Source organism: Enterococcus sp. DIV0876 (genome assembly GCF_050529585.1).
Classification (GTDB): domain Bacteria; phylum Bacillota; class Bacilli; order Lactobacillales; family Enterococcaceae; genus Enterococcus_D.
In genome coordinates this window covers 1,289,331-1,310,222 of the sequence record NZ_CP172882.1, presented here as the reverse complement: position 1 = coordinate 1,310,222, position 20,892 = coordinate 1,289,331, and the positions used below count along the sequence as shown (strand labels likewise).

23 protein-coding genes are annotated in these 20,892 nt (G+C 41.1%); 3 read left to right on the top strand and 20 right to left on the bottom strand.

Going from position 1 to position 20,892, the window contains the following annotated elements; all coding sequences use genetic code 11:
* Position 1: 1 nt before the first annotated feature.
* From IGI41_RS06100 to fabT, 13 genes are all read right to left on the bottom strand, one after another.
* Positions 2-691, bottom strand: a complete 690-nt coding sequence (locus IGI41_RS06100; protein WP_430612744.1) for an amino acid ABC transporter permease — start codon at positions 689-691, stop codon at positions 2-4.
* 22 nt (positions 692-713) lie between these two features.
* On the bottom strand, positions 714-1,553 hold the full coding sequence (locus tag IGI41_RS06095) for a transporter substrate-binding domain-containing protein (protein WP_430612238.1): 840 nt from the start codon (positions 1,551-1,553) through the stop codon (positions 714-716).
* Between the two features lie 218 nt (positions 1,554-1,771).
* Positions 1,772-2,557 carry an acetyl-CoA carboxylase carboxyl transferase subunit alpha gene (locus IGI41_RS06090; protein WP_430612236.1) on the bottom strand — a complete coding sequence of 262 codons (786 nt, stop codon included), beginning with the start codon at positions 2,555-2,557 and terminating at the stop codon, positions 1,772-1,774.
* Complete coding sequence (accD, locus tag IGI41_RS06085) at positions 2,550-3,419, bottom strand: acetyl-CoA carboxylase, carboxyltransferase subunit beta (RefSeq protein ID WP_430612234.1); 870 nt, start codon at positions 3,417-3,419, stop codon at positions 2,550-2,552. Before accD ends, IGI41_RS06090 begins: the two co-directional genes overlap by 8 nt.
* Before the next feature lie 12 nt (positions 3,420-3,431).
* The gene (locus IGI41_RS06080; protein WP_430612232.1) at positions 3,432-4,796 is read right to left on the bottom strand and encodes an acetyl-CoA carboxylase biotin carboxylase subunit; all 1,365 of its coding nucleotides are present in this window, start codon (positions 4,794-4,796) and stop codon (positions 3,432-3,434) included.
* 7 nt (positions 4,797-4,803) lie between these two features.
* Positions 4,804-5,232: a 3-hydroxyacyl-ACP dehydratase FabZ gene (fabZ, locus tag IGI41_RS06075; RefSeq protein WP_054116338.1), complete on the bottom strand. Its 429-nt coding sequence runs from the start codon at positions 5,230-5,232 to the stop codon at positions 4,804-4,806.
* A gap of 3 nt (positions 5,233-5,235) precedes the next feature.
* Positions 5,236-5,709: an acetyl-CoA carboxylase biotin carboxyl carrier protein gene (accB, locus tag IGI41_RS06070; RefSeq protein ID WP_430612230.1), complete on the bottom strand. Its 474-nt coding sequence runs from the start codon at positions 5,707-5,709 to the stop codon at positions 5,236-5,238.
* Entirely contained in the window at positions 5,710-6,948 is a 1,239-nt protein-coding gene (gene fabF / locus IGI41_RS06065; RefSeq protein WP_430612228.1) for a beta-ketoacyl-ACP synthase II, read from the bottom strand.
* 12 nt (positions 6,949-6,960) lie between these two features.
* On the bottom strand, positions 6,961-7,698 hold the full coding sequence (fabG, locus tag IGI41_RS06060) for a 3-oxoacyl-[acyl-carrier-protein] reductase (RefSeq protein WP_430612226.1): 738 nt from the start codon (positions 7,696-7,698) through the stop codon (positions 6,961-6,963).
* Between the two features lie 9 nt (positions 7,699-7,707).
* Positions 7,708-8,631, bottom strand: a complete 924-nt coding sequence (fabD, locus tag IGI41_RS06055; RefSeq protein WP_430612224.1) for an ACP S-malonyltransferase — start codon at positions 8,629-8,631, stop codon at positions 7,708-7,710.
* A gap of 119 nt (positions 8,632-8,750) precedes the next feature.
* On the bottom strand, positions 8,751-8,975 hold the full coding sequence (locus IGI41_RS06050) for an acyl carrier protein (protein WP_430612222.1): 225 nt from the start codon (positions 8,973-8,975) through the stop codon (positions 8,751-8,753).
* Positions 8,976-9,033: 58 nt separating this feature from the next.
* Positions 9,034-9,996 carry a beta-ketoacyl-ACP synthase III gene (locus IGI41_RS06045; RefSeq protein ID WP_430612220.1) on the bottom strand — a complete coding sequence of 321 codons (963 nt, stop codon included), beginning with the start codon at positions 9,994-9,996 and terminating at the stop codon, positions 9,034-9,036.
* 9 nt (positions 9,997-10,005) lie between these two features.
* A complete protein-coding gene (gene fabT / locus IGI41_RS06040) occupies positions 10,006-10,446 on the bottom strand; it encodes a fatty acid biosynthesis transcriptional regulator FabT (RefSeq protein WP_430612218.1) in 441 nt (146 codons plus the stop codon).
* Between the two features lie 294 nt (positions 10,447-10,740).
* Between fabT and IGI41_RS06035 the strand changes: the two genes are divergently transcribed.
* Positions 10,741-11,721 carry a GIY-YIG nuclease family protein gene (locus IGI41_RS06035; protein WP_430612216.1) on the top strand — a complete coding sequence of 327 codons (981 nt, stop codon included), beginning with the start codon at positions 10,741-10,743 and terminating at the stop codon, positions 11,719-11,721.
* A gap of 84 nt (positions 11,722-11,805) precedes the next feature.
* Here the strand turns inward: IGI41_RS06035 and IGI41_RS06030 are convergent, their stop codons facing one another.
* The 7 genes from IGI41_RS06030 to IGI41_RS06000 all read right to left on the bottom strand — a co-directional run bounded on the left by IGI41_RS06030 (position 11,806) and on the right by IGI41_RS06000 (position 17,922).
* Positions 11,806-12,036 carry a YkuJ family protein gene (locus tag IGI41_RS06030; RefSeq protein ID WP_054116346.1) on the bottom strand — a complete coding sequence of 77 codons (231 nt, stop codon included), beginning with the start codon at positions 12,034-12,036 and terminating at the stop codon, positions 11,806-11,808.
* 83 nt (positions 12,037-12,119) lie between these two features.
* Positions 12,120-12,995 (bottom strand): NAD(P)-dependent oxidoreductase, encoded by an 876-nt coding sequence (locus IGI41_RS06025; RefSeq protein WP_430612214.1) that lies wholly within the window; start codon positions 12,993-12,995, stop codon positions 12,120-12,122.
* A gap of 79 nt (positions 12,996-13,074) precedes the next feature.
* Positions 13,075-14,307, bottom strand: coding sequence for a glycosyltransferase family 4 protein (locus IGI41_RS06020; protein WP_430612212.1), 1,233 nt, complete (start codon positions 14,305-14,307; stop codon positions 13,075-13,077).
* 28 nt (positions 14,308-14,335) lie between these two features.
* Complete coding sequence (locus IGI41_RS06015) at positions 14,336-15,346, bottom strand: glycosyltransferase family 4 protein (protein WP_430612210.1); 1,011 nt, start codon at positions 15,344-15,346, stop codon at positions 14,336-14,338.
* Positions 15,347-15,577: 231 nt separating this feature from the next.
* Positions 15,578-17,305 carry a phosphoenolpyruvate--protein phosphotransferase gene (gene ptsP / locus IGI41_RS06010; RefSeq protein WP_430612208.1) on the bottom strand — a complete coding sequence of 576 codons (1,728 nt, stop codon included), beginning with the start codon at positions 17,303-17,305 and terminating at the stop codon, positions 15,578-15,580.
* On the bottom strand, positions 17,305-17,571 hold the full coding sequence (locus IGI41_RS06005) for a phosphocarrier protein HPr (protein ID WP_003126335.1): 267 nt from the start codon (positions 17,569-17,571) through the stop codon (positions 17,305-17,307). Before IGI41_RS06005 ends, ptsP begins: the two co-directional genes overlap by 1 nt.
* Before the next feature lie 159 nt (positions 17,572-17,730).
* Positions 17,731-17,922 (bottom strand): hypothetical protein, encoded by a 192-nt coding sequence (locus IGI41_RS06000; RefSeq protein WP_430612206.1) that lies wholly within the window; start codon positions 17,920-17,922, stop codon positions 17,731-17,733.
* Between the two features lie 256 nt (positions 17,923-18,178).
* On the opposite strand from IGI41_RS06000, the gene IGI41_RS05995 reads away from it, so the two are divergent.
* Positions 18,179-20,419, top strand: a complete 2,241-nt coding sequence (locus IGI41_RS05995) for an AAA family ATPase (RefSeq protein ID WP_430612742.1) — start codon at positions 18,179-18,181, stop codon at positions 20,417-20,419.
* Positions 20,420-20,567: 148 nt separating this feature from the next.
* The gene (locus tag IGI41_RS05990) at positions 20,568-20,879 is read left to right on the top strand and encodes a DUF1827 family protein (RefSeq protein ID WP_430612204.1); all 312 of its coding nucleotides are present in this window, start codon (positions 20,568-20,570) and stop codon (positions 20,877-20,879) included.
* Positions 20,880-20,892: the final 13 nt, after the last annotated feature.

Genomic DNA, 20,892 nt, shown 5'->3' with positions numbered 1-20,892 from the left:
TTTAGCGACGGTAACCTTTACCCAACTTCTTTTCCCACAGATTCAACAACCGAGATGTCGTAAATGTCAATATAAAATAAATGACAGCTGCGACATAAAATGGTGTCAAAGGTTGGAAAGAACTGGTAACAACAATCTGTGCGCTATTCATCAGTTCGTAGATGCCAATCGTCGACAGCAAAGATGAGTCTTTGATCAAGACGATAAATTCATTACCTAAAGGTGGCAAGATATTCCGTAATGCTTGCGGAAAAATGACATACCGCATGGCTTGGGCCGGACGTAATCCTAATGAACCTGCAGCTTCTGATTGCCCCAAATCGACGGCATTGATCCCTGCCCGAACGATTTCAGCAACATACGCGCCCGAGTTTAAAGATAAAGCAATCACACCAGGCAATAAACGACCAAAGTCTAGGCTAAGAACCCCAAATGAAACTGTTGGCAGCGAGAAAACACCTTGCAACAAACCAAAGGCAATCAATATTTGAACCAACATTGGTGTCCCGCGAATGATCTCTATATAGGCGTTGGCAAACCAACGAAAGACAGTAATTTTAGATAGCTTCATCAAAGCCAACAGAACGCCTAAAATCGTGCCCAAAATCACGGTGATAATCGAAATAACAATCGTGATCAATACACCTGAAATAAAATATGGGTAATATGTCGTCAAAAAGGATAAATCCATCATTTGTTCTACTCCATTCTATCTATTGGGCTGCATTTTCATTGGCTAAATCTGTATTCTTTTGTACAAATTCACTGATCGACCCATTTTCATCTAATTCTTTCAAAATCTTGTTCAATTCAGTTTGCAACTCTGTACTGCCCTTTGGTAATGCAATCGCGTAAGAATCATCTGCTGAGACTTCTAAAGCAACATCTGCCACCATCAAATCATCATTTTGCGCAACATACGATTCTGCAACGGCACTTTCTAAAACCAATCCATCGATTGATCCTTGTTTCAACTCGTTGATTAGGTTGGGTACCTTAGCAATCGAAACCAATTGTGAATCAGCCATTTGACTTTGTACGATCGACTCTTGGATCGATCCTTTTTGCGCGCCGACTTTCTTGCCTGCTAAACTGTCGATCGATGTATAGGCACTTTCGTTGTCTTTGTTGATAACTAATTTTTGCTCTGGTGTAAAATAGTTATCCGTAAAGTCAAAGGTTTGCTTTCTTTCTTCAGTAGCGGAGATACCGGAAACCGCGATATCTGCTTTCCCTTGCTGCAAAGCCGTCAAGACTGCATTGAAATCCAAATCTAAAATATTGACTTTAACACCCAATTGATCGGCAATTTCGTTGACTAAATCAATATCCGCACCTACGATTTGATCTTTTCCATCAATCATAGCATGAAATTCAAAAGGTGCAAAGTCAGCTGAGGTTGCAACGTTGATGACACCTGCGGACTTAATGGATTCTAATTGGTTGTCTGCTGAGGCATTCCCACTTTCTGAACTGCCAGAACCGTTGCTGCCACATGCCCCTAATACTAAAACTGTTGCCAATACGACTAATGATCCAAATAATTTCTTCATTTTTCATTCTCCTTCAGAAGCAAATATTTATGCATTTTTAACTTCTATATTCATAATATATACATACTATCACATTAGCTGTTTTTTTTAAACTAAAATTTTGATAAATAAGAATGATTATTTATGATCCTCCATTTTTTGATGTTTCAAACATCAAAGATGTGCAAAGAACGCGAAAAAAAGCCTACCGTCATCAGATGATAAGCGGTAGGTTTATCTTAAAATTTTCTAAAGCGCTGGTAACGCGTATTCACCAACTCATCTGTTGATAATTCAGATAATTGCGTAAGCTTTGCTGTGATCAACTGACGAAGATTAGCAGCTATCTCCTCTTTGGTCAACATTGTTTCATCCTTTGTTTCTTGGATGACGCGTTCAATGACACCTAAATCTTTCAGTTCATGAGCAGTGATTTTCATCAATCCAGCAGCTTCTTTGGCACGACTGCCGTCTTTCCATAAAATCGAAGCAAACCCTTCAGGTGATAAAATTGCATAAATCGAATATTCCAGCATCCAAACTTCGTCACCTAATGCTAGAGCCAAAGCGCCACCACTGCCACCTTCTCCAATAATGATTGCTAAAATGGGGACCCGCAAATCAGACATCTCGAACAAATTACGGGCGATGGCTTCACCTTCCCCACGCTCTTCTGCGCCAATCCCGCAGAATGCACCGGCTGTATTGATCAATGTCACGATTGGACGGCCGAATTTTTCTGCTTGCTTCATCAAACGCAATGCTTTACGGTACCCTTCTGGATGGGGCGAACCAAAGTTGCGTTTTAAATTCTCAGGCAGGTTGCGTCCTTTTTGGATACCGATCACTGTGACGGGTTTATCGTCAAGACAAGCAATCCCGCCGACCACCGCTTCATCTTCACCAAATAAACGATCGCCATGAAATTCCTCAAAATCGCTAAAAACCAATTCAAAATACTCTAATGCGGTCAAACGATCTTTATGACGGGCCAGTTCAACGATTTCATCTGCTGTTTTATGCATGACTGCCCCATCCTTTCATTGTGTGTAATTGAATCAAATGGCTGATTTTTTGGCGTAATTCCGTACGCGGTACGATTTGATCCACAAAACCATGCGCCAAAAGAAACTCAGCTTTTTGGAAATCCTCTGGTAATTCTTGGCGAATCGTTTGTTCAATCACGCGACGGCCCGCAAAACCGATCAATGCTTGAGGTTCAGCCAAAATGACATCCCCTTCCATTGCAAAACTAGCAGTAACGCCACCAGTGGTTGGATCAGTAAGAACAGTCAAATAAAATAGTCCTGCATTGCTATGTCGCTTAATCGCTGCTGAAATTTTGGCCATCTGCATCAAAGACATAATGCCTTCTTGCATTCGTGCCCCCCCAGAAGCTGTAAAAAGCACCACTGGCAGTTGCTTTTCTTGGGCACGTTCAAACAAGCGGGTGATCTTTTCACCGACAACGGTGCCCATACTTCCCATAATAAAATTGGCATCCATGATACCGATCGCTACTGGCAGATCCGCGATTTTCGCTTCACCTGTCAAAACCGCTTCATGCAAACCAGTCTTTTCTTGCATAGCGGCTATTTTATCTGGATACCCTGGAAAGTTTAGCGGATCTTCTGTCACTACATCAGTATCCCACTCATCAAAACTTTTCTCATCAATGGTGATCGCGATCCGTTCCCAAGCGCTGATGCGAAAATTGTATCCACAATGGGGACAGACTTTTTCTGCTCCCATTTCCTTGGTATACAAGGTACGCTTGCAACTTGGACATTTGGCCCATAAATTATCCGGAACGGTTGGTGCATTGGTTGGTAATTGACCACGATTAGGATTGATACGAATGTAGTTTTTCTTTTTGAATAATGCCATTCATTTTCCCTCCTATTGTTCAGGTGACCAATTTGGCAGAAATTCTTCTTGTAAAAAGGCCGTTGTATAATCTCCTGCGATGACTTTGGGATGGCTGATCAAATCCATTTGGAACTCTGCATTGGTGATCACACCGTCTGTCACAAGTTCTGTCAGCGCTCGTTGCATTTTCATCAATGCCTCGAAGCGATTTTCGCCATGAACGATGACTTTAGCAATCATTGAATCATAATATGGTGGGATCGTATAACCAGAATACATCGCACTATCGACCCGAACACCCAAACCACCTGCCGGCAGAAATAAATTATTGATTTTACCCGGTGAAGGGGCAAAGTTGAAGGCAGGGTTTTCTGCATTGATCCGGCATTCAATCGCTGCACCAGTCATTTTGATATCTTCTTGCCGGATGCCTAAAGGTTCACCGCTGGCAATCTGTAATTGCTTCTTGACCAAATCAATGTTGGTGACCATTTCAGTGATCGGATGTTCCACTTGGATACGGGTATTCATTTCCATAAAGTAGAATTCACCCGTATCAGACATAAGGAACTCAATCGTCCCAGCATTTCGATAGTCTACGGCTTGTGCCGCACGAACAGCCGCTGCGCCGATTTCTGCACGTTTGCTTTCAGAGATCACTACTGAAGGCGACTCTTCCAATACCTTCTGATTGTTCCGTTGCAATGAACAGTCACGTTCCCCTAAATGAATGATCGAACCAAAAGAATCCCCTAATATTTGGACCTCGATATGGCGTGCTGGATAAACGATCTTTTCGATATACATTTCATCATTGCCAAAAGCCGCTTGGGCTTCTTGCTGGGCGGAGGCAAAGTGTTGCGGCAATGATTCTTTGTCTAATACTTTACGGATCCCTTTGCCGCCACCGCCAGCTGCAGCTTTCAACATAACTGGATAGCCGATTTCTTCTGCAATCTCTAACGCTTCAGCAACATCTGAAATCGCGCCTTCACTACCTGGTATTACAGGTACGTTGGCTTCGATCATCAAACGACGGGCGTTGATTTTATTTCCCATGGCATCGATCGTTTCGCTTTTTGGCCCAATAAAGACGATATTGCATTCTTCACACATTGCTGCAAAGCGGCTATTTTCTGACAAGAAACCAAATCCAGGGTGAATCGCTTCAGCCTTCGTGACGATTGCTGCACTCAAAATTTGCTGTACATCCAAATAAGAGTCAGCTGCTTTTGCTGGTCCAATACAGATGGCTTCATCGGCAAGCTCAGTATGAAGTGCTTCTCGATCTGCTTCTGAATAGACAGCTACCGTTTGAATACCTAGTTCGCGACATGCACGAATAATACGTACGGCTATTTCACCGCGGTTTGCGATCAATACTTTTGAAAACATCTTTCACCTATCCAATCATGAAAGTCAATTCTGCCTCTGCGACTTTTTTGCCGTCAACATAAGCAATCCCTTTGCCGATGCCAGCTGCAGACTTCACTTTGATTATTTCTACTTCTAAGATCAATGTATCTCCTGGTGTGACTTTTTTACGGAATTTCGCTTTGTCTAGCCCGCCGAAATATGCTGTTTTGCCTTTAAAATCCGGTAATGATAATAAAGCAACAGCACCAGCTTGTGCCATTGCTTCAACGATCAACACACCTGGCATCACTGGTTCGTGGGGAAAGTGACCTTGGAAAAAGGGTTCATTGATGGTCACATTTTTTTTGGCGACAACTCGTTTGCCTTCTTCTAATTCTTCTACCCGATCCACTAACAACATCGGATAGCGGTGCGGAATGATTTCTTTGATTTCTTGAATGGTTAATGCTGTCATAACTTACCCTTCCTTTATCCGGAACAACGGTTGATTGTATTCAACGATTTGCTCGCTTTCTACTAGAACAGAAACTAATTCTCCGTCAACATCACTGACGATTTCGTTCATCACTTTCATCGCTTCAACGATGCACAAAATATCGCCTTTTTTTACTTGGTCGCCGACTTGTTTGAAATTGTCTTTATCTGGACTTGGTTTCAAATAAACGACCCCCACCAATGGTGAGACTACTTCTTTGCCTTGGGCAATTGGTTTTTCAGTCGTTACAGCCGGTGCTGCCGTTGTGTCAGTTGCCGCTGGTTGAGGTGCTGCAACAGGTACAGCAGGTGCTGCTGTATGCGTTGCTGCAGGCTGATAGCCGCTAGTAGTATTTTTATTGAAATATAAATCAAACGTATCTTTTTTCAAATGCAATTCAGTCAACGTCGATTGATCAAATTGCGCCAACAAGTCTTTTACTTCATTTGTTTCCAATTACGCTTCCTCCCAACGTTTCAATGCAATCACCGCATTATGTCCACCAAAACCAAGTGAGTTGCTTAATGCATACGTCAGCTCTGCCGGTTTACTTTGATTTTTTACAACATTCAAATCGATGGCTGGATCTTGTTCTGTGACATTGATAGTTGGTGGAATAAATTGATGCTGCAAAGCCAATAATGAAGCAATGGCTTCGATCCCGCCAGCTGCCCCTAACAAGTGACCAGTCATTGATTTTGTGCTGCTGACATAAGGTTTGCGATAGTCCTCACCCATACCATATTGGATCGATGTAGCTTCTGCACTATCATTGGCAGGTGTACTTGTACCATGGGCATTGATATAGCCAACTTCAGCTGGTGTGATCCCTGCTTCATGCATTGCTAACTTCATTGCTTTGCCTGCACCTGATCCATCAGGATTTGGGGCTGTCATATGGTAAGCATCACAATTGGCACCATATCCCACGACTTCACCAAGAATTTTTGCACCACGTTGTTGGGCATGTTCCAATGATTCAAGAATAAAGACCCCTGCACCTTCACCCATTACAAAACCACTACGGTCTTTGTCAAATGGCACGGAAGCTTTATTTGGATCTGTTTCAGTAGTCAAAGCTGTCAATGACGCAAAACCAGCGATGCCGATTTCACAAATCGTTGCTTCGGAACCACCAGCAATCATGACATCTGCATAGCCATGTTTGATATTACGGAAAGCTTCACCGATCGAATGAGTTCCAGAAGCACAAGCAGAAACTGTTGTGGTACAAATACCCTTAGCTCCTACACGCAATGCGATATTCCCAGCAACCATATTAACGATCGACATGGGTACGAACATTGGCGAAACGCGGTTAGCCCCTTTGTCATGCATTCGGATCACTTGGTCTTGGATCGTTGGCAAACCACCGATACCTGAACCGACCATCACACCAAAACGATCGGCATCAATTGCTTCGACATCTAAGTGGGCCATATTCATCGCTTCCAACGCTGCATAAATACCGTAAATCGAGAAAAGATCCATCCGCTTCGTATCTTTTTTGACAAAATATTTTTCTAGTGGGAAATCTTTGACTTCACCAGCCAATGTGATGCCTGTCGCTTCTGCATCAAATTTCGTGATAGGTCCGATCCCATTGGTTCCATTTTGTAAACTTGCTAAAAAAGTTTCTGGATCATTCCCAATTGGCGATGTGACCCCATAACCTGTAATGACTACTCGACTCATATTATTCTCCTCCTAGCCTTGCATTGCCATGCCGCCATCCACGCTTAAAACTTGGCCTGTGATATAGGGGCTTTTGGCTAAAAATACTGCTGTATTTGCTACATCTTCCGTTGTCCCAAAACGTTGCAACGGAATTGCGGCAATCGATTGTTCTTTGACTTTATCTGATAATACTGCTGTCATTTCTGTTTCAATAAATCCTGGGGCGATCGCATTGACTGTGATGCCTCTGGCAGCACCTTCTCTTGCCGCAGACTTTGTAAAACCAATGACGCCAGCTTTACTTGCGGCATAATTTGCTTGACCGATATTGCCTGTCAAACCAACAACGCTGGTCAAGTTGATGATGCGGCCTTCTCGCAGCTTCATCATTTTCTTGATCGCGTGCTGTGTCATGTTAAAAGTGCCCGTCAAATTGATTTTGATCACCGCATCAAAATCCTCAGGTTTCATACGCAACAATAATTTATCATTGGTGATGCCTGCATTGTTGACCAAGATATGAATTGGGCCAATGGCGGCTTCTGCATCAGCGAGCATTTGTGCTGCTTGATCAAAATCCGCGATATCCCCATTGATTGCGGCACATTTCACACCATATTGTGTGATTCCATCAATCAGCGCTTGAGGAATCTCTTTACGTCCATTCAAAATAATATTGGCGCCTTCTTTGGCAAAAGCTTCAGCTATCGTATAGCCAATCCCTCGAGAGCTTCCCGTTACAAATACATTTTTGTTATGTAAATCCATATATACCTCCTATTTGAGTGCTTCAAGCGTATCTGCAAGGGTTTGACTGTCTTCGACACGCAATGTTTGGATATTTTTATCGATTTTTTTCATAAAACCACTCAAGACTTTCCCAGGTCCAATTTCAACTACTCGTTCAATCCCCATTTCTTTCAAAGTAGCGATACTTTCGTAGAATCGAACGGGTGATTTGACCTGTCTAGTCAATAGATCTTTGATTGCTTCATAAGCCATCGGTTCTGCTGTGGTATTGCTGATGACAGGCACTTGTGGTTGATCAAAACCAACATTCGTCAACTCAATGGCCAATGCATCGGCAGCTGGTTCCAACAATGCCGTGTGGAATGGCCCGCTAACATTCAACGGAATCATTCTTTTGCTGCCTGCAGCTTGTAATAATGCAACTGCCTGGTCGACAGCCTGTGCTTCTCCGCCGATGACGATTTGTTGCGGCGTATTGTAATTGGCCGGCGAGACGATACCGACACTTGACGCTTCTTTACAGATAGCTTCAATGGTTTCAGCTGGTGTGTTCATCACTGCTACCATTTTACCGGTACCAGCAGGGGCAGCTTCTGTCATAAACTTCCCACGTTTTTGCACCAATGCCACCGCATCGGCAAACGTCACTGCGCGACTTGCGACCAACGCTGTATACTCACCCAAACTAAGACCAGCCATGGCATCGGCGTGGATCCCTTTTTCATCTAATACCCGCCAAAAGCCAACACTGACTGTCAAAATGGCCGGTTGCGTATATTCAGTTTGATTTAAACGGTCATTTTCTTCAAAGCATAATGCGGCCACATCGTAGCCAAGCACATCACTGGCTTCATCAAAAGTTTGTCGAACAATCGCTTCTTGTTGATACAACTCTTTCCCCATACCTTGGTATTGGGCACCTTGTCCGCTAAATAGAAAAGCTGTTTTCATCTTTTGCTCCTTTATATCTACATCATTTGAATTGGAGAACATGGTTTAATCGATCGGAACGATAAACGTGTTCTTAAAACATGAAAAGGAAAGGCTAGGCTGCTTGCCTAGCCTTTGTTTTATGCTTGTTGTTTTTCTACATATTTAACTAGATCTTCAACAGTTTTGATGCCGTCTTCTGTTTCGATTTTTACATCGAATTCATCTTCGATTTCATTGATGATTTGGAATAAATCTAAGCTGTCAGCTTCTAAATCTTCTTGAATGTTTGTGTTCAATTTGATTTCTTCTGTTTCTTTGCCTAATTCTTCTGCTACGATTTCTTGAATTTTTTCGAATACCATGTGTTGTTTCCTCCAATATGTTTTCTTATCTTATTGATTATTTTATTTTGTGAACAGGCTATAAAGTAGCGAGCATGGTTCCCCATGTCAATCCGCCGCCAAAACCTGAGAACACCACTCGTTGTCCACTGCCCAGTGACAGTGTCCCTTTTTTGACTTCTTCATCCAATAATAAGGGAATCGAAGCCGCTGAAGTATTGCCATAAAATTGCATATTTTGTAAGAATTGTTCCCGCGGTTGTTTCAACTTCCGCGCGACTTTGTCCAATATGCGGGCGTTTGCTTGGTGAAGCAGGTAAAAATCCACTTCTTGATTTTCAATGATTTCAGCAATCGACTTCACAACATCCCGTGTCGCAAAATCAAAGATTTCTCGACCAACCATTTGCATACAAGCATTATATGCGGGTGCATTGGTTGAAAAAGGATTGTGATTGCTGCGAAAACCAGAAGTCAATGACATTCCTCTTGTTCCATCCGCCTTGAGGCTTTCTTTGAGGATATGCTGCTCATTTGTTGCTTCTAGAACGATACCAGCCGCGCCATCACCGAATAAAACAGCCGATGAGCGGTCTTCCCAATCCAACACTTTTGATAAAACTTCGCCGCCAATGACCAGACCTTTTTTTGATCCAGTTCTGATCAACTTTTCAGCCATAGACAAAGCATAGACGAAACCAGCACACGCAGCGCTGATATCAAAAGCAAAAGCATTAGCTGCCCCGATCATTCCTTGCACTTGGCAAGCAACCGCCGGTGTATTGAAATCAGGTGTGATCGTTGCAACTAAAATAAAATCAAGTTCTTCAGGTGCAATATTTGCTTTTTCCAGTAGTCTAACAGCTACTTTAAAGCAAAGATCCGATGTATTTTCACCAACGGATATTCTTCTTTCTTTGATTCCTGTTCTAGAGTAGATCCATTCATCTGATGTGTCCATCAAGTGAGACAAATCATCATTGGTGACGATCTTCTCAGGAACATAACTTGCTGTCGCTGTAATTTTCCCAAACATATTCATCGATTATTCTCACTTATACTCTTGTAAAAAGGTATGCAGATTTTTTAGTGCTTTCAGTAAAGCCTTTTCTTCTTCATCATTCATTTGACTAAGTACGCCTTTGACCATCTCACGATGGAAATGCTGGTGCACCCGAAAAAGCAGCTTTCCTTTTCTTGTTAACGCTAATTTTACGACCCGCCGATCATCTTCACTACGGATTCGTTCTACATAATCTTTCTTTACCAAACGATTGATCGCGATGGTCAATGTCCCAACTGTGATTGATAGTTCTTTGGCAACTTCAGTCGTCGTCTTCTTTTTGTACATCCCGATTGCTTCGATGGTATGCATTTCAGTAATGGAAAGATCTTTGAATTGTGATTTTTTCAATTCAGATTCTTCGATCACTAAAATGTCATTAAAGACACTGACTAAATAGTCATTGACTGTTTCTAAATTGGGTTCCATAGTGTTCACCATCCGAATACTTTGATAATCAAATCATTTGATAGTCAAACTATATCGAAAGTCATTAAGAATTGCAAGAACATTTTTAAACTTTTGCTTTTTTTAAGGACATTTTTATTTTCAAACGGATTTTCTAAGAAATATTTTGTTTTGAGTTGACAAAATCCTCTCTATACGCTTTAAAATATATCTTGATAGTCAAACTAACTTGAAAATACCTGTTGATACTATATTAAAACCACTTGCGATCAAGCTTCACTTCTGCTACCTTTTAGAGGAAATGAGGAGAATCCTATGAATCAACAAATCAATCTATTAAAAAAGAAAGCCAATACTTTGCCTTCAACACCAGGTATTTATTTAATGAAAGACCAGCATGGAGATGTGGTCTACGTGGGAAAAGCCAAGTCACTCAAGTCTCGGGTCATTTCGTATTTTAGGAAGAATCAGCAACATACAAAAAAAACAAGAAGAATGATCTACAATATTGCTGATTTCGATACGATCAATGTCGATACTGAATTAGACGCCTTATTATTAGAGTGCAAACTGATCCAGCAGATCCATCCAATGTATAATCGACAAATGAATGATTCTGCTAATTATCGGTATCTCGATTTAAGTCAAAGGGATTTCCACTTACAAGAAAAAAGAACGCCGGCGTCTTTGGGTCCTTTCAGAAGACCGAAACAGCTGACGCTGATTTTTCAATTATTGAAAGAAACCTATCTGCTAGACGGAATCAACCACGTGACAAAACTGCGCTTGGAAAAACAATTGCCCATTATCAAGACACGATCAGACATAGAAAAATGGCAAGAAATCAACCATTTTTTTGCTGGAGAACCTACCGATTTTTTCGATTTGAATCAACAACGTTTGGCATATCTAGCAGATCAATGGCTCTTTGAACAAGCACATACACTCCGACAGGAGCTAGTCGCCGCCAATAACTTTTACCAAGAAATCAAACGGATCAATGATTTCTGGCATACACCAAATCGGATTTTATCAGTACCGATTTTCTTACCTGATACTACGGAAATACGTGCCGTCAAATACTATCAAATCCACTTTGGACAAATCGTTCATTCTAAAGTTTGTCTTGCCAATGAGGTATTTACACCTATTGCCACAGAACATGATTTTCGTCCTTTAACCGCCAATGACCTCGATCCGGTGTGTATCCTCCTTCATTATCAACAGCGTTTGCTTGCTGATAAGGGGCTGAAGGTAGACGCAACACTAAAAAAAGGAACTAAAAGCGATCAATGATCAACTTTTAGTTCCTTTTCTTATGATTGGATTGCGAGATATAAATCTTTCGACTTACGCGAATGCAGAAAGAAGCATTCTTTCTTATTGGATCAAATCATAAATTTCCATGGCTACAATATCGACATTATCAAATTGATAAGGTTGATTTGTTTCTGCTTCCGTTAATTCAAACGTTTCAGTTGAATGGTCATAAGTAACGGTACATTTTTCGACGCCTTCTTTTTCAAAACGACGTACTTGAACTTCACTGTCTTGCGCTTCGACCATCGCTTCTAAACGTTTGATGATAGCGACTAATTGCGAACTTTTCATTCGTAAGCCTCCTTTTTCTGTCCGTTATATTGTATCAAAACATCCTCTAACATGCATTGATTTTTACAATTTTTTTTGTGATTTTACGATTTTTTTCCATCTTGCCACCAAAGTTTAATCAGTGCTTGCGTTCCATCGTTTTCATAACCTTTGTTTGCTAACTGATCGTAGAGTGATTTGGCTAAAGCGGTACTAGGCAAAAACACATTCATTTTTTCTGCTTCATCTAGGGCGATGCCCAAATCTTTGATAAAATGTTTGACAAAAAAGCCTGGCGAATAGTCTTCTTTTAGAATGCGGGGACTATAATTGGTCATCGACCAGTTGTTCGCTCCACCACCTGATAAGGTTTGAATAACTTGCGGCAAGTCTAAACCTGCTGCTTGTGCATAGACCAACATTTCGGTTAATCCAGTCATCGTACCGGCAATCATGATTTGATTCGCCATCTTGGTATGCTGTCCTTTACCAGGTCCCCCTTGTAATTGATAACTTTTGCCCATAATTTTGAACAAGGGTAGTACCTTTTCATATGTTGCTTGATCGCCACCTGCCATGATGGTCAATGTGGCATTTTGCGCACCTAGATCACCGCCAGACACAGGTGCATCCATACTAGCTGCACCATTTTCCGATGCTGTTTGAAAAATTCTTTCTGCCAAGTCTGGTGTACTCGTAGTAAAGTCGACCAGCACCTTACCTGTAACATCTGTTTGAAAAATACCCTTGTCTCCATAGTAAACTTCTTCTACATCACTAGGATAACCAACCATTGTAAAAACAACCTGACTATTGGCGGCTACTTCTGAGGGGGTGTCTGCCCATTTGGCGCCTTTTTCGATCAATCCATCCGTTTTGCTTTTTGTGCGGTTGTAAACTGATACTTGATGCCCAGCCGCCAACAAATGACCTACCATCGATTGACCCATAACGCCTGTTCCAATAAAACCTAGCTCCATGTCCATTCCTCCATATCAAAAAAGTTCATGTCTTTAGTATAGTATACGCTAAAAACATGAACTTGAGAAAACTTTCTGTTTAATCGACGGAGCGTCTGAAAGATTTCAATTTTACTTTGAACTTTTTCAAAGTTTGTTCCGTCTCTTTTTCTAATTCGGTTGTTTCATAGTAAGCCACCATATCATGGTAAAACGACAACATCGATTCACCAAATCGCAACGCAGAGATTTCATACAATTTACGCGCTAAGACTTCAGAATCAGCTGGTATCTGTTGTTGGACATAATCTATAAATGTTTTGGCAAAATCTTGGTCTGTTTGATATGTTACCCCTAAAGAAGGATCATCGATCAATGTATTTAAGTAATCATTGCCTTCAACCACTAATGGTGTACCCGCAGCCATCGCTTCAGTGTAAGTTAACCCTTGCGTTTCCGAAGTCGATGCACTGACAAAATAATCAGCTGCATGATAGTAAATAGCTACTTCATCATTTGGCACTTCACCAACAAAATAAATATGATCAGATAATTGCATCGCCGCTGCTTTTTCTTCGAGTTTTTCTTTATGTGGTCCTTTACCAACGATCACCAACTTGGCATCGGGAATCGATGCGAGGATTTCAGGCATGCCATCGATGATGGCTTGAATATTTTTTTCGTAGGAAATACGACTCAAAGACAAGAGCATTGGTTGATTCTCTTCAATCGCCAATTGTTGCCGCAACGCTTTTTTCATCTCTGCGGTAATATCCGGACGTCTGAATTTCTCCACCTCTATACCCGTGGGAATGATGCGCATCGGAGAAACAACGCCATAACCTCGCAACGTGTCGATCACCCGTTCACTAGGACAGACCACACCGGTGCTATGGTTGGCAAATAAGCGAGACAAATATTTGACATGCGCAGGACGCAGCACTTTGCCATTGGCAATATAATGAAGATAATCTTCGTACATTGTATGATAGGTGTGTATGACGGGAATCTGCATCTTTTTACCGACCATTTTCCCTAACATCCCAGCACCAAATTCGGTATGGGTATGGATCAATTCCAATTCCAGCTCTTTTGCGATCAGATAGGCATATACCATGCCTCGCACCACGATGCGCCGGTCTTTGAATGACACAAAAGGAACACTAGGCATTCGGATGATATCTTCTTCATCCAACGCAGCATTAGGATCTGTTGTCGTAAATATATAGACTTTATGGCCCTTTTTTTCTAATTCTTCTTTTAATGTTTTGATTGATGTTGCAACACCACTGACTTGCGGAAAGTAAGTGTCTGTGAAAAATCCGATTTTCAAAACGGTACCTCCAAACTTCGCATGATTGCTAACTCTTTGTCAATACTTGCTGATAGACAGCTTTCAACTCTTGTCCAATGGCATCGATACTTTTTTCTTGCGCTGTGCGATACCCTGCATCCGTTAAATTAGGGAGTTGACCATCAAGAATCGCTTTGATCTTAGTGGTAAAACCTAGATTATCTTTGGCCATGTAGGCATTCTCATTTTCTTCGAGCCAGCCTTTGTACACAGGAATATCCCGGACTAAGATTTGTTGTCTGCTTGCTAATGCTTCTAAAACAACAATTCCTTCTGTTTCTTCATAAGAAGGAAAGAAGAATAAATCAGCCGCAGAATAGGCGCCTTCAATAATATCTCCTTTGATATAGCCTGGAAACAATACATTATCAGGATGGTTGCCATTGACCAAATCACGAATTTTTTTAGGAATCGTCATCATCGGCGTATGCCCAAACCAGATAAATGTATACTCTGGTAATTGTTTGGCGATCTCTACAAAGTCTAGAATACCTTTGCGTTCAAAAAACAAACCGACAGAAATGATGACCTTTTGCTGTGCATCTAAATTGAAATAATCGCGGAATGCTTGTTCTTTTTCGACTTTTGGCTGATACTTTGCCAAATCGATCCCGTTTGAGATGGCCTTGATTGGTACAGTCAGTCCATATTTTTCTAACAATTCTTTGGAATAAGGGGTTGGCGTGATTAGTTGATCGGCTCTTGCGTATAAATTGACTAAATATTTTTTGTATAATGGCGATAACTGATTTGAACCGATAAACGAATTCCGAAAATCCTCTTCCGTTGAATGTGCATGATAAATGACTTTTTTTCCTTGTCGCTTCGCCTTATTTACCATATGCAGACTATTGACACCATAGGTATTGATATGCAAAATATCATAATCTTCGTCATGACGATCCAAGGTATAGGGGATACCTACATTAGTCAAAGCACGTTGTTGATGGGCCAATGCTCTCCCAATGCCCGATTTAGCTAATAGTTTTTCTCCTTCAAAGTAAAGAAGTACTTTCAAAAATAATTCCTCCTTGGTACTGAATATGTCTACATATAGTATAGCATAGCCAGCAGCAGACACACTCCTACCATGGTCTTAGATAATGCATATCTTTATTCTTCATGATACTGGAAACGCCAGAAATAGCAACGTTTAAGGGTGTGATATGACAAAACTGTTCGTTGTCTGACGTCTTCTTGAACACAAAAAAGGGCAGTAAGCGAAAGCTTACTGCCCTTATCTGTTTGCTTACTTCACATACTCATCGACCAATGCGACAACTTCTTCCATTGTATCACAATCTGCTAAAGCACGTTTTGCTAACTCTTGCATATCAGTAGTAGATAAGCGTTTCATTAAGCTGCGTGTTTTTAGAATAGAGGTTGCACTCATTGAAAATTCGTCTAAGCCCATGCCTACCAGCAACGGTACAGCTGTTTGATCCCCAGCCATTTCGCCGCACATACCAGCCCATTTGCCTTCAGCATGCGCTGCATCGATCACGTTTTTGATCAAACGTAAAATTGATGGGTTGTAAGGTTGATATAAGTAAGATACGCGTTCATTCATACGATCGGCAGCCATTGTGTATTGGATCAAGTCATTGGTACCAATACTGAAGAAGTCAACTTCTTTAGCAAATTTATCCGCTAAAACAGCTGCAGCTGGAATTTCGATCATGATACCTACTTGGATATCATTTGAAATTTCAACACCTTCATCAATCAATTTTTGACGTTCTTCTTCATACATTTTCTTCGCAGCTCGGAATTCTTTCAATGTTGCCACCATTGGGAACATAATGCGTAGATTTCCATGAGCTGATGCACGAAGCAAGGCACGTAATTGCGTACGGAACATATCGTCGCCTAATTCAGACAAACTGATACGCAATGCACGATAGCCTAAGAAAGGATTCATTTCATGAGGTAGTTTTAGATAAGAAAGTTCTTTATCCCCGCCGATGTCCATTGTACGAACAACAACTGGTTTGCCATCCATTCCTTCTAAAACTGCTTTATAAGCTTTGTATTGGTCTTCTTCTGTTGGGAAATCAGGAGAATCCATATACAAGAATTCAGTACGGTACAAACCAATTGCTTCTGCACCATTGTTGTGGACACCAGCTAAATCTTTAGGTGTACCAATATTTGCAGCCAATTCAAAGTGCTTGCCATCAGCGGTCACTGTTTCAGCATCTTTCAATTTTTCCCATTCTGCTTTTTGTTGTGCGTAAGCTTCTCCTGCTTTGATAAATTCAGCTGCTTGATCATCAGTTGGATTCACGATCACATCACCAACGATGCCGTTTACAGCTAAAATATCTCCCGCATTCACTTTAGCGGTAATTTCCATCGTTCCAACGATTGCTGGAATTTCTAATGACCGGGCCATGATTGCAGAGTGAGACGTACGTCCACCAATATCTGTTACAAAAGCTTTTACGAAGTTGCGGTCTAATTGTGCTGTATCACTTGGTGTCAAGTCATGAGCAACAACGACGACTTCTTCGTTGATCATTGAAGGGTTTGGCAAGGTTACATTTAGCAAATGCGCCAAGATACGTTTCGCGACATCTTTGATATCTGCTGCCCGTTCTTGCATGTAAGCATTGTCATCCATTGCTTCAAACATACCGATATACATGTCAGTCACTTCTTTCAATGCTGCTTCAGCATTGACTTTGTTGTCTGACACATTTTGTTTGATTTGACCAATCATTTCTGGATCTGAAAGAACCATTAGATGTGCGTCAAATACTTGTGCTTCTGCTTCGCCTAATGTTTGCGCAGCTTTGTCGCGGATTTGTTGCAATTCCGCAGTTGACTTAGCCAACGCCTCATCTAAACGTGCTTCCTCTGCTGCCGTATCTTCAACTGTTACTTTCGAAAAAGATAAATCAGGTTGTACTAACAGGTAGGCTTTCGCAACGGCAACACCATCACTAGCAGCAATTCCTTTTAGCATCTCAACCATTATTCAGACAAACCTTCTTTTTTCATTGTTTCAACGATTGCAGCGATTGCATCTGCTTCGTCAGCACCTTCAGCAGTGATCGTTACGTCAGAACCTTGGCCAACGCCTAATGACATAACGCCCATGATTGATTTAAGGTTTACTGATTTACCTTTATATTCTAGGTTGATATCAGAATTAAATTTGCTTGCTGTTTGTACTAATAATGTAGCTGGACGTGCGTGGATACCTGTCTCAGCAACTACGTGAAAATCTTTCTTTTCCATATTGATCAATCTCCCTTATGAACCATTTTTTTGTGTGAAGGCATCTTTTCATCGCACCAAAAGCACTATAAAAAAATCACCCTTTCAACTGTTAAGATTACCATTTTTTTCTAAGTTAGACAACCGTTTTCTCTCAAATATACGATTGAAATACAATGCCTATTTATTTTCTGGCTGATATCGGTAAATGATATTTCCATTCAGACCAGCTTCTCCCACGAATTTGACACGGTCATCAAGTTGCAACCATACATCGCGAAAAGCCAAAAATTGCGGCTGCGAAACAAGTAACTCGTTGATTTCCCCGTTTCTCAATTGGTCGATACTCGTACTAAAATCAATGTTTTCCATTTTTCTGCTTCTCACCTCTTTCTCTCTATTATAAGTGATAGATCTACTCTTGAAAAGTTGTCTAAACAAGAGATCAAATCCTTTAAAACATCCAAGTTTAAATGGTTGCAGTCTGATAAAAAGTTAGTATAATAGAATTATGGTCAGTAAAGGTCAATGGACCTTTGACATATGACCCTCCCTTTTATCATCATCCATTAGGTAAAAAACACATCCCTAGATGATGAAGGATAACTATAAGAAAGGTCGTGTATCTATGCTTTGTCAAAATTGTGGCAAAAATGAAGCGTCGATTCATTTATACGCCAACGTCAATGGTCAAAGAAAACAATTGGATTATTGTCAAAGTTGTTATCAAAAATTAAAATCTCAATCTGGAAATGCTGCTGCCGCCATGGCACAAGATCCATTCGGGTTTGGAAATTTAGATGATCTATTCCGTCAAATGTCCCGCCAAATGCAGCAAGGAAATCCTTCTGAACAAGTACCACCAACCCAAACAGGAGGCAACGGCTTCATGGGTGGTCAACCACCTCGAAACAATCAAGCCGCCAACGGACTGTTGGGAGAATATGGCATCAATATCACACAAATGGCTCGAGATGGTGAAGTAGATCCAGTTGTTGGTCGAGACAGCGAGATCAAACGAGTGATCGAGATTTTGAATCGTCGAACCAAAAACAACCCTGTTTTAATAGGTGAACCTGGTGTTGGTAAGACTGCCGTTGTCGAAGGATTAGCCCAAAAAATCGTCGATGGCGATGTACCGCAAAAATTGATGGACAAAGAAGTCATCCGTTTAGATGTCGCATCCCTTGTTCAAGGTACCGGGATCCGTGGACAATTTGAAGAACGGATCCAAAAATTGATTGAAGAAATCAAACAAGCTGAAAATGTGATTTTGTTTATTGATGAAGTCCATGAAATCGTTGGTGCTGGGGCTGCTGGTGATGGCAATATGGATGCCGGCAATATTTTAAAACCTGCTCTGGCTCGAGGCGAACTGCAAATGGTTGGTGCTACGACATTGAATGAATATCGTATCATCGAAAAAGACGCTGCTTTGGAACGGCGTTTACAACCCGTTCGGGTGGATGAACCAACTGTGGAAGAAACGATTCGTATTTTAAAAGGTCTGCAACCTCGTTATGAAGACTACCATCATGTTCGCTATACAGACGAAGCCATTCAAGCAGCAGCGACTTTATCAAATCGCTATATACAAGATCGCTTCTTACCAGATAAAGCGATCGATTTATTAGACGAAACCGGATCGAAGAAAAACTTAACGATCCAAATCGTTGATCCAAAAATGATCGATAAGAAATTACAAGAAGCTGAAGCACAAAAACAAGCCGCTTCCCAAGAAGAGGACTTTGAAAAAGCTGCTTATTATCGTGATCAAATCAATAAATTACAAAAAATGAAAGAGCGTCAAATCAGCGATGAAGAAACACCAGTTATCACTGAAAAAGATTTGGAACAAATCGTTGAAGAACGTACCAATATACCTGTCGGTGATTTGAAAGAAAAAGAACAAACGCAATTAAAAAATCTAGCTGACGATTTAAAGGCCAAAGTCATTGGTCAACAAGAAGCTATCGACAAAGTTGCCAAAGCGATCCGTCGCAACCGTGTAGGGTTAGGCAAGCAAAATCGTCCAATTGGCTCTTTCCTATTTGTTGGACCAACAGGTGTTGGTAAAACTGAATTGGCAAAACAACTGGCTTATGAATTATTTGGTTCAGCTGATTCCATGATTCGCTTTGATATGTCAGAATACATGGAAAAACATAGTGTGGCAAAATTGATTGGTTCTCCTCCAGGCTATGTTGGTTATGAAGAAGCTGGCCAATTGACTGAAAAAGTTCGTCGTAATCCATACAGCTTGATTTTATTGGATGAAGTTGAAAAAGCCCATCCAGACGTCTTGCATATGTTCTTGCAGATCTTAGATGATGGCCGCCTAACAGACGCCCAAGGCAGAACGGTCAGCTTCAAAGATACCTTGATCATTATGACCAGTAATGCTGGTACCGGCAAAGTCGAAGCCAATGTTGGTTTTGGTGCAGCCAGAGAAGGTATCACACGCTCTGTACTCAACCAATTGAACAACTACTTTACACCTGAGTTCTTGAATCGTTTTGACGGTATCATTGAATTCAAATCATTAAGCAAAGAAAATTTATTATCGATTGTTTCATTGATGCTGGACGAAGTGAATCAAACTTTGCGTCAACAAAAGTTATCTATCGATGTTCCGCAAAATGTTCAAGAAAAATTAGTTGATCTGGGCTATAGTGCGACGATGGGCGCCCGTCCATTGCGTCGAACGATCCAAGACCAAATCGAAGACGGCATTGCCGAATACTATTTGGAACATCCAGAAGTGCGGGAATTGCAAGCTGAGATCGATGATTCAGACAAAATCATCGTCACTGCAAAAACACCGATCGAAGAACCGCAACAAATCACAAGTGACACCGAACAAGAATAAGTTATCTTTATGACTTGACATGTCGGATGTTTATGCCAGACAACTCTGTTACCCAAAAAATTGGATTTTCCGAGTTGTCTGGCTTTTCTTTTGAAAAAAAACGCCCTATAATGTTATTAATAAATACATAGAATGTGAGGTGAGTCTGGTGAAATTGATTAATGTGACCAACAGCCATTCTCGACTAGTGATGAATCAGTTAGAAAATACGGATGCGGAACTTGTAAAGGTTTACACCGCGGGTGATACAACGGTGATCTTTACTTCTGCCCCTTATCATAACGAAATTTTGCTGATCAACAAAAAACGCAACATCAGACAGACAGAGGTTGATGAAATCATCGACTACTTTTTAAAGAAATTACCGGACGGCTCCTATGATCCTGCAAGTATCTCTGTTATTCAACTGCCGGACGTCGTAGAGATTTCGATTCAAAAGAATTTATCCCCCTCAAATTAAACAAAAAAATATC